Origin of the sequence: Palleronia sediminis, assembly GCF_004358695.1 — a bacterium.
Lineage (GTDB): Bacteria > Pseudomonadota > Alphaproteobacteria > Rhodobacterales > Rhodobacteraceae > Palleronia > Palleronia sediminis.
In genome coordinates this window covers 235035-242750 of record NZ_SNAA01000003.1, presented here as the reverse complement: position 1 = coordinate 242750, position 7716 = coordinate 235035, and the positions used below count along the sequence as shown (strand labels likewise).

At 70.9% G+C, this 7716-nt stretch carries 5 protein-coding genes; 1 reads left to right on the top strand and 4 read right to left on the bottom strand.

Going from position 1 to position 7716, the window contains the following annotated elements; translation table 11 throughout:
• Positions 1 to 314: 314 nt before the first annotated feature.
• A complete protein-coding gene (gene cobT / locus E2L08_RS04895; protein WP_133395938.1) occupies positions 315 to 2192 on the top strand; it encodes a cobaltochelatase subunit CobT in 1878 nt (625 codons plus the stop codon).
• A gap of 63 nt (positions 2193 to 2255) precedes the next feature.
• On the opposite strand, the gene recN is transcribed toward cobT, so the two are convergent.
• From recN to ftsZ, 4 genes are all read right to left on the bottom strand, one after another.
• A complete protein-coding gene (gene recN / locus E2L08_RS04890; RefSeq protein WP_133395937.1) occupies positions 2256 to 3908 on the bottom strand; it encodes a DNA repair protein RecN in 1653 nt (550 codons plus the stop codon).
• A gap of 71 nt (positions 3909 to 3979) precedes the next feature.
• Positions 3980 to 4825: an outer membrane protein assembly factor BamD gene (locus tag E2L08_RS04885; RefSeq protein WP_133395936.1), complete on the bottom strand. Its 846-nt coding sequence runs from the start codon at positions 4823 to 4825 to the stop codon at positions 3980 to 3982.
• Positions 4826 to 4931: 106 nt separating this feature from the next.
• On the bottom strand, positions 4932 to 5855 hold the full coding sequence (gene lpxC / locus E2L08_RS04880) for a UDP-3-O-acyl-N-acetylglucosamine deacetylase (RefSeq protein ID WP_133395935.1): 924 nt from the start codon (positions 5853 to 5855) through the stop codon (positions 4932 to 4934).
• 225 nt (positions 5856 to 6080) lie between these two features.
• Positions 6081 to 7709 (bottom strand): cell division protein FtsZ, encoded by a 1629-nt coding sequence (gene ftsZ / locus E2L08_RS04875; protein ID WP_133395934.1) that lies wholly within the window; start codon positions 7707 to 7709, stop codon positions 6081 to 6083.
• Positions 7710 to 7716 lie beyond the last annotated feature (7 nt).

Sequence of the window (7716 nt, the reverse complement as noted above, 5' to 3'; positions counted from 1 at the left end):
TTATGACGTGTGACGACAAAATCCGCGCGGATTGCACCTTGCGCTCAGCCTAACTCATTGATTCTTCGTCTTGGCCGATGCGCAGCAGCCGAAAATCACCCCCGGAAGTGTCGAACTTCCGGGGGCTGACACCCCCGCCGCTCTCGTGACCTTTGGCAGCTGCCAGACTTCCTCGTATTCATCCCTGCATGTCCTGACCGGCCGACCCCGGCGCCGCCATGGCGACCGGCCCTGTCGGCATGTCCGCGCGGCGCCTCGCCCGCGGCATGCGCAATCCGATTGTGTCCGCGGCCGCACGGGCTAGATTGCGCGTCATGGTGAAAGACAACGACAACCCGGCCACCCCCTTCAAGAAGGCCCTCGCCGAGGCGACGCGCACGCTGGCCGACGACCCCGAGATGGGCGTGACCTATTCGCTCGATCCCTCGGGCATGTCGAATGACGGGCTGCGCCTGCCGCAGGTCAGCCGCCGCATGACCCGCGACGAGGTCATGCTGGCGCGCGGCACCGCCGATACCTACGCGATGCGCCGCCGCTACCATGACGAACCGACCCACCGCCGCTATGCCCCCGAGGGGCCGATGGCGCGCGACCTCTACGAGGCGATGGAACACGCCCGCTGCGAGGCGATGGGCGCCGAGCACATGCCCGGCAGCGCGGGCAATATCGACGCGCGCATCGCCGACGAGGCATCGCGCAAGGGCTACGATCAGCTCACCCGGCGCGAGGATGCGCCCCTGCCCGCCGCGGCGGGCTATCTCATCCGCCAGCTCGCCACCGGCCGCGCCCTGCCCGCCTCGGCCGAGACGCTGGCCGCGCTCTGGCGCGACCGTTTCACCGACCAGGCGGGCGCGACCCTCGCCGAGCTGAAAAGCGCCCTGTCCGACCAGACCGCCTTTGCGCGCATGTCGCGCCGCGTGATCGAGGATCTGGGCTATGGCGACCAGCTCGGCGACGATCCCGATGCCGAGGATAACGACGGCGATGACGACGCCGAACGCGACGGCGAGGACGAGACCGGCCCCGACGACCGCTCAGGCGACCAGGAGGACAGCGACGACCACGGGGCCGCCCCCGACCAGAGCCAGGAGCAGACGCAGGACGCGGCCGAGGCGAGCGTGTCGATGGACGACACCGCCGAGATGGAGCCGGGCGAAGAAAGCGACATGCCCGAAAGCGACGCGCCCAGCGACGCGCCGACGCCCCCGCCCGTCTCGGAGGCCGATCCGAATTACGAGATCTTCACCCGCGCCCATGACGAGGAAATCCGCGCAGAGGATCTCGCCGACCCGGCCGAGCTGGAACGGCTGCGTGCCTATCTCGACCAGCAGCTCGACCCGCTCAAGGGCGCGGTCTCGCGGCTCGCCAACAAGCTCCAGCGCCGCCTTCAGGCCAAGCAGAACCGAAGCTGGCAGTTCGACCGCGAAGAGGGCATCCTCGACGCCGGCCGCCTCGCCCGCGTCGTCGCCAATCCGACCACGCCGCTGAGCTTCAAGGTCGAAAAGGATACCGAGTTCCGCGATACGGTGGTGACGCTTCTGCTCGACAACTCGGGCTCCATGCGCGGCCGCCCGATCTCGATCGCCGCCATCACCGCCGATATCCTCGCGCGCACCCTCGAACGCTGCGACGTCAAGATCGAGATCCTCGGCTTCACCACCCGCGCGTGGAAAGGCGGCCAGTCGCGCGAGGACTGGCTGGCCGCGGGCCGCCCGCAGCATCCCGGCCGGCTGAACGACCTGCGCCACATCGTCTACAAATCCGCCGATGCGCCCTGGCGCCGGGCGCGGCCCAATCTCGGGCTGATGATGAAAGAGGGGCTGCTCAAGGAAAACATCGACGGCGAGGCGCTCGAATGGGCGCATCGCCGCGCCATCGCCCGGCCCGAGGCGCGCAAGATCCTCATGGTCATCTCGGACGGCGCCCCGGTCGATGACAGCACCCTGTCGGTCAACCCGGCCAGCTACCTCGAACGCCATCTGCGCGACGTGATCGCCATGATCGAACGGCGCCGCCAGGCCGAACTCGTGGCCATCGGCATCGGCCATGACGTCACGCGCTATTACAATCGCGCGGTCACGATCACCGATGCCGAACAGCTCGCCGGCGCGATCACCGAACAGCTCGCCGGGCTTTTCGACACCGATCCGCGCAAGCGCGCCCGCGTCCTCGGCATGCGCCGCGTGGCCTGAGCGGCCCGCGGCCCTTCTCTGTTTCCCCAAATACTCGACGGCGCAACGGCGGGCGCCCGCGGCTCAGCCGCCCAACAGCGCCCGCGCGGCGGCGCGCGCCTCGCCGGTGACGGTGTCGCCGGCGAGCATCCGCGCGATCTCGTCCACCCGCGCGGCCGGGTCGAGCGGCACCACGCGCGAGGTCGTCACCGCGTCCTCGACGCTTTTCTCGACGCGCCAATGATGCCCGCCCAGGGCCGCGACCTGCGGCGAATGGGTCACGACCAGCACCTGTGCGCCCTCGGCCAGCGCGGCAAGCCGCCGCCCCACCGCATCGGCCGTGGCGCCACCGACGCCGCGGTCGATCTCGTCGAAAATCAGCGTCAGCCCCTCGGCCTCGCCGGTCAGGCAGACCTTGAGCGCGAGCAGGAACCGCGACAGCTCGCCGCCGCTGGCGATCCGTCCCAGCGGCCCCGCCGGCGCGCCGGGGTTGGTCGCCACGCGGAACTCGACCGTGTCGCGCCCCTCGGGGCCGGGCGCGGCCTCCGACAGCTCGACCGTGAACACCGCCCGCTCCATCTTGAGCGGTGCCAACTCGGCCGCCATCGCGGTCTGGAGCCGCGCCGCCGCCTCGGCCCGCGCCGCGCTCAGCGTCGCCGCGGCACGGTCATAGGCCGCCGCCGCACCGGCCGCGGCCGCCTCGAGCGCGGCGATATCCCCCTCTCCCGCGTCGAGCCGGGCAAGCTGGCCGCGCAGCGCCTCGGCATGGGCGCCGAGATCGTCGGGCAGCACCTCGTATTTGCGCGCGAGACCGCGGATCGCGAACAGCCGATCCTCGGTGCGCTCCAGCGCGCCGGGGTCGATCTCGAGCGTCTCCACCGCGCGCTCGACTTCCTGCTCGGCCTCGGCCAGCGCGTCGAGCGCGCGCTCCAGCGCCTCCAGACCGGGGCCGAGCGCGCCCTCCATCGCGTCGGCCGCCCCGTCGAGCCAGCGCAGCGCATCGCCCATCGGCCTCGCCGCCCCCTGCGGTCCCAACGCCGTCAGCGCGCGGCTCACATCGGCGCGCACCCGGTCGGCGGCCTGCATCCGGCGCCGCGCGGCGTCGAGCTCGGCCTCTTCGCCCGGCTGCGGGTCGAGCGCGTCGAGCTCCTCGACCGCGTGGCGCAGGAACTCCTCCTCGCCGCGCATCGCGGCGATCTCGTCGCGGGCGCGCGACAGCGCCTTGGCGGCGGCGGCACGCTCGCGCCAGCGCGTGGCGACATCGGCCACCAGCGGCGCGGCCCCGGCAAAGGCGTCGAGCAGCATCCTGTGGCCCCGCGGGTCGAGAAGCCCGCGGTCGTCATGCTGCCCGTGCAGCTCGACCAGCCGCTCCGAGACGCGGCGCAGCACCTCGCCGCTGGCCCGGCGGTCGTTGATCCAGGCGGTCTTGCGGCCGTCGGGCGTGTTGACCCGGCGCAGGACGAGCTCGTCGCCCTCGGGCTCGATCCCGGCCTCGTCGAGGACCGCGCGCACCGGGTGATCGGGGCCGAGATCGAACCACGCCTCGACCTCGCCACGCTCGGCGCCCTGGCGCACGAGCTCGGCCCGGCCGCGCCAGCCCAGCACGAATCCCAGCGAATCCAGCAGGATGGACTTGCCCGCCCCGGTCTCGCCGGTCAGCACGTTGAGACCCGGCTGGAACTCGAGCTCCAGCCGGTCGATCAAGAGCATGTCCCGTATCGTGAGACCGCGCAGCATGTCGGATCAGCCCCGTTTGACCGCCCGGCTATCGCATGGCCGGAGCGTCTCTGCCAGTGCCGCGGCGCGGATCAGATCCACTCGCCGCGCACGACCTGCCGATAGATGGTGTTGAGCCAGTTGTCGCCCGCCGGCTCGAGCGTCAGCCCCCGCCCGGTCAGCAGGGCATAGGCGTCGCTATACCACTCCGTCCCCCGGTAGTTGTAGCCCAGGATCGCGCCCGCCGTCCGGGCCTCGTCGACGAGCCCGAGCGACAGGTAGGCCTCGACCAGCCGCAGCAGCGCCTCGGGGGTGTGGGTGGTGGTCTGGAAATCCTCGACGACGATGCGGAACCGGTTGGTCGCGGCGGCGTAATGGCGGCGCTTGAGGTAATAGCGCCCGATCTCCATCTCCTTGCCGGCGAGGTGGTCATAGGCCAGCTCGAACTTGAGGACGGCCGAGCGGGCATATTCCGTGTCGGGATATTGCTCGATCACAACGCGCAGCGCCTGCAACGCCTGGAAGGTCAGGCCCTGGTCGCGGCCCACGTCGTCGACCTGGTCGTAATAGCTCAGCGCCAGAAGGTATTGCGCATAGGCGGCATCCTCGCCGCCCGGAAACAGGTCGAGATAGCGCTGCGCCGCACCGCGCGCGGCCTCGTAGTCGCGGTCGCGGTGATAGGCGAAGGCCTGCATGACCAGCGCGCGCTGGCCCCATTCGGAATAGGGATAGAGCCGCTCGACCTCGGCGAAATAGCGCGCCGCGTCCTCGGGATTGTCGGTCTCGAGCTCGAGCTCGGCCCGCTTGTAGATGTCTTCCGCCGCGAGGCTTTCGAGCGGCTGGTTGCGCGAGGCGAATTGCCCGCCGCACCCCGCCGCGAGCGACGCCAGAAGCACCATTGCGACGATCCGTGCCGCGCTTGCCCGATGATCCGTCATGCCTTCAATCCGCCCCCGCGATATCGCCGCCACCCGGTGCTAGCATACCTGATCGCGGGGCAAAACGGGCAAGCTGCGCGAAAATGCGCCGCGTGTCCGCGGGCCGTCAGGCGGCGCGCAGCGGCGCGTCGGCGCGCACCAGCCCCGCGCCGGGCAGGCAGGCCGCGCGGCGGGCATCCACCTCGATCATGCGCGCCGCACCCGGACGCGCGAAAAGCGCGCGCAAAAGCGCGTTGGTCATCGCGTGGCCCGCGCGGACCCCGGTATAGCGCCCCAGGATCGGGCCGCCGGCCAGCGCGAGGTCACCCATCGCGTCGAGCATCTTGTGGCGCACCGCCTCGTCGACATGGCGCAGCCCGCCGGGCGTCAGCACCCGCGCGCCATCGACGACCACCGCGTTCTCGAGCGTGCCGCCCAGCGCGAGGCCGCGGGCGCGCATCGCGTCGACATCGGATTGCCGGCAAAAGGTGCGGCTGTCGCAAAGCTCGTGGACGAAGGTGCCGTTGGCGAGGTTCAGCCGCTTGTCCTGCACGCCGATGGCGGCATCCTCGAAATCTATGTGGAACGCCATCTCGATGCCCTCGGCGGGCTCGAGCCGGGCCAGCGCGGGGCCGTTGCGGACCTCGACCCGGTCGAGGATCTCGAGCGCGCGGATCGGGGACGCCTGCTCGCGCAGGCCGGCGCGCAGGATGAACGCAACGAAGGGCGCCGAGGAGCCGTCGAGGATGGGAACCTCGGGGCCGTCGATCTCGATCTCGACGTTATGCAGCCCGCAGCCCGCGATCGCGGCCATCACATGCTCGACCGTCGAGACGGACACGCCCTGTTCGTTGACGATGCGGGTGCAAAGCTCGCCGGGGACGACGGCGGACCAGATCGCGGGGATCATCGTGGCGCGCCCGACGATATCGGTGCGGCGGAACCACACGCCGAGCTCGGCCGCCGCGGGTTTGAGACGCATGCGCACCGGCTGGCCGGAATGAAGGCCCACACCTTCGAAGGATACCACCGATTTCAGGGTCGTCTGCATCGCCGCTGCCGTCCTCTTTGGGGCCCGGTTAAGATCCGGTTACCGTTTTTCCCAGTTAGGCACGGGAGAGCGTGACCTCAATTCAACCTTTGCTACGCCGTGTTACAGTTCCCGCCCGCGTCCCGCGGATCGTCGCCGCGCGGGGCGCGCGCCTCTGCAATCCGTTGATGCGACACGAAAAGGGCCGGCAGATGCCGGCCCTTTCGCCTCACGACCGTGATCGGGTCAATTCGCCTGGCGACGCAGGAAGGCCGGGATCTCGATGCGATCGCCCTCGCCATGGCCCGGCTCGTCCTCCTCGTAGCGCTGGTGCTGCGGCGCCACGGGGCGACGCACGGGCGCCGCGGCGGCGGGGCGTTCGGCAGGGTAGCCGCGATCGCCGCCCTCGGGGCTGCCGCTCATCCGGTTGATGAGCGAATTGATCCCGAAGCGCGTCCGCTCCACCGGCTCGGCCTGCGGGCGCGGTGCGGCTGTGGGGCGAGGTCCGGCCGCGGCGGGGCGCGGCGTCGGCTGGGCCGAGAAACCCGGCGCGCCCGCGGGGCGGTCGGTGGGCGTCTTGCGCACCGCGCGTTCGAGCCGCTGCATCGTCTCGGGCGACGGGTGGCCGGCCGCGAGGCGCGGCATCGGCTGCGGCTCGACCGGGGCGGCCTGGGCCGCGGCCGGGCGATAGGCCGGTTCCGGTTCCGAGGCGGTATCGGCGTTGCGGCTTTCCCAATCCGAGAAGAAATCGGGCTCTTCCTCGGTCTGGGCCTGGGCCGCGTGGCGCTGCTCGGGCTCGAACCGCTCGTCCGTGCGGGCGGCGGCGGGGGCCTCTTCGGACTGGTGCACCGGCGCGGGGGCGGGGGTGTCGGACAGGCGGCGGCGGCTGACCGGCGCCTCGCTCGACGCGCCGGCCGCGTCGATGCCGGTGGCCACGACGCTGACGCGCACACGGCCGTTCAGCGCCGGGTCGAGCGTCGAGCCGACGATGATGTTGGCGTCGGGATCGACCGTTTCGCGGATGACGCTGGCGGCCTCGTCCATCTCGAACAGGGTCAGGTCCTCGCCGCCGATGATGTTGATGAGCACGCCCTTGGCGCCCGTCAGGCTGATCTCGTCGAGCAGCGGGTTGGCGATGGCCTTTTCGGCGGCCTTGGTCGCGCGCTCCTCGCCCTCGGCCTCGCCGGTGCCCATCATGGCCTTGCCCATCTCGTCCATCACCGAGCGGACATCGGCGAAGTCGAGATTGATGAGGCCCGGACGCACCATCAGGTCGGTGACGCCCTTGACGCCCTGGTAGAGCACGTCGTCGGCCATGCCGAAGGCTTCGGTGCAGGTGGTCTGTTCGTTGGCGAGGCGGAACAGGTTCTGGTTGGGGATGATGATGAGGGTGTCGACGACCTTCTGGAGCGCCTCGATCCCCTCTTCGGCCTGGCGCATCCGGCGGTTGCCCTCGAACTGGAAGGGCTTGGTCACGACGCCCACGGTCAGCACGCCGAGCTCGCGCGCGGCCTGCGCGATGATCGGGGTGGCGCCGGTGCCGGTGCCCCCGCCCATCCCCGCGGTGATGAAGCACATATGCGTTCCGGCGAGGTGGTCGATGATCTCTTCGATGCTTTCCTCGGCGGCGGCAGCCCCGACCGAGGCGCGCGCGCCGGCGCCCAGCCCTTCGGTCACTTTCACGCCCATCTGCACGCGGTTGGGCGCGCGGCTCTGGGCCAGCGCCTGCGCGTCGGTGTTGGCGATCACGAACTCGACGCCGTCGAGCGCCTTTTCGATCATGTTGTCCACCGCATTGCCGCCGGCGCCGCCGACGCCGAACACGGTGATCCGGGGCTTGAGCTCCTCGTTGGGAGGCAAGAAATTCAAGGGCATCGTATAG

Coding starts and splice junctions, on each gene's coding strand:
- ftsZ (WP_133395934.1), bottom strand. CDS start 7,709: ATGCCCTTGAATTTCTTGCCTCCCAACGAGGAGCTCAAGCCCCGGATC.
- cobT (WP_133395938.1), top strand. CDS start 315: ATGGTGAAAGACAACGACAACCCGGCCACCCCCTTCAAGAAGGCCCTC.
- E2L08_RS04885 (WP_133395936.1), bottom strand. CDS start 4,825: ATGACGGATCATCGGGCAAGCGCGGCACGGATCGTCGCAATGGTGCTT.
- lpxC (WP_133395935.1), bottom strand. CDS start 5,855: ATGCAGACGACCCTGAAATCGGTGGTATCCTTCGAAGGTGTGGGCCTT.
- recN (WP_133395937.1), bottom strand. CDS start 3,908: ATGCTGCGCGGTCTCACGATACGGGACATGCTCTTGATCGACCGGCTG.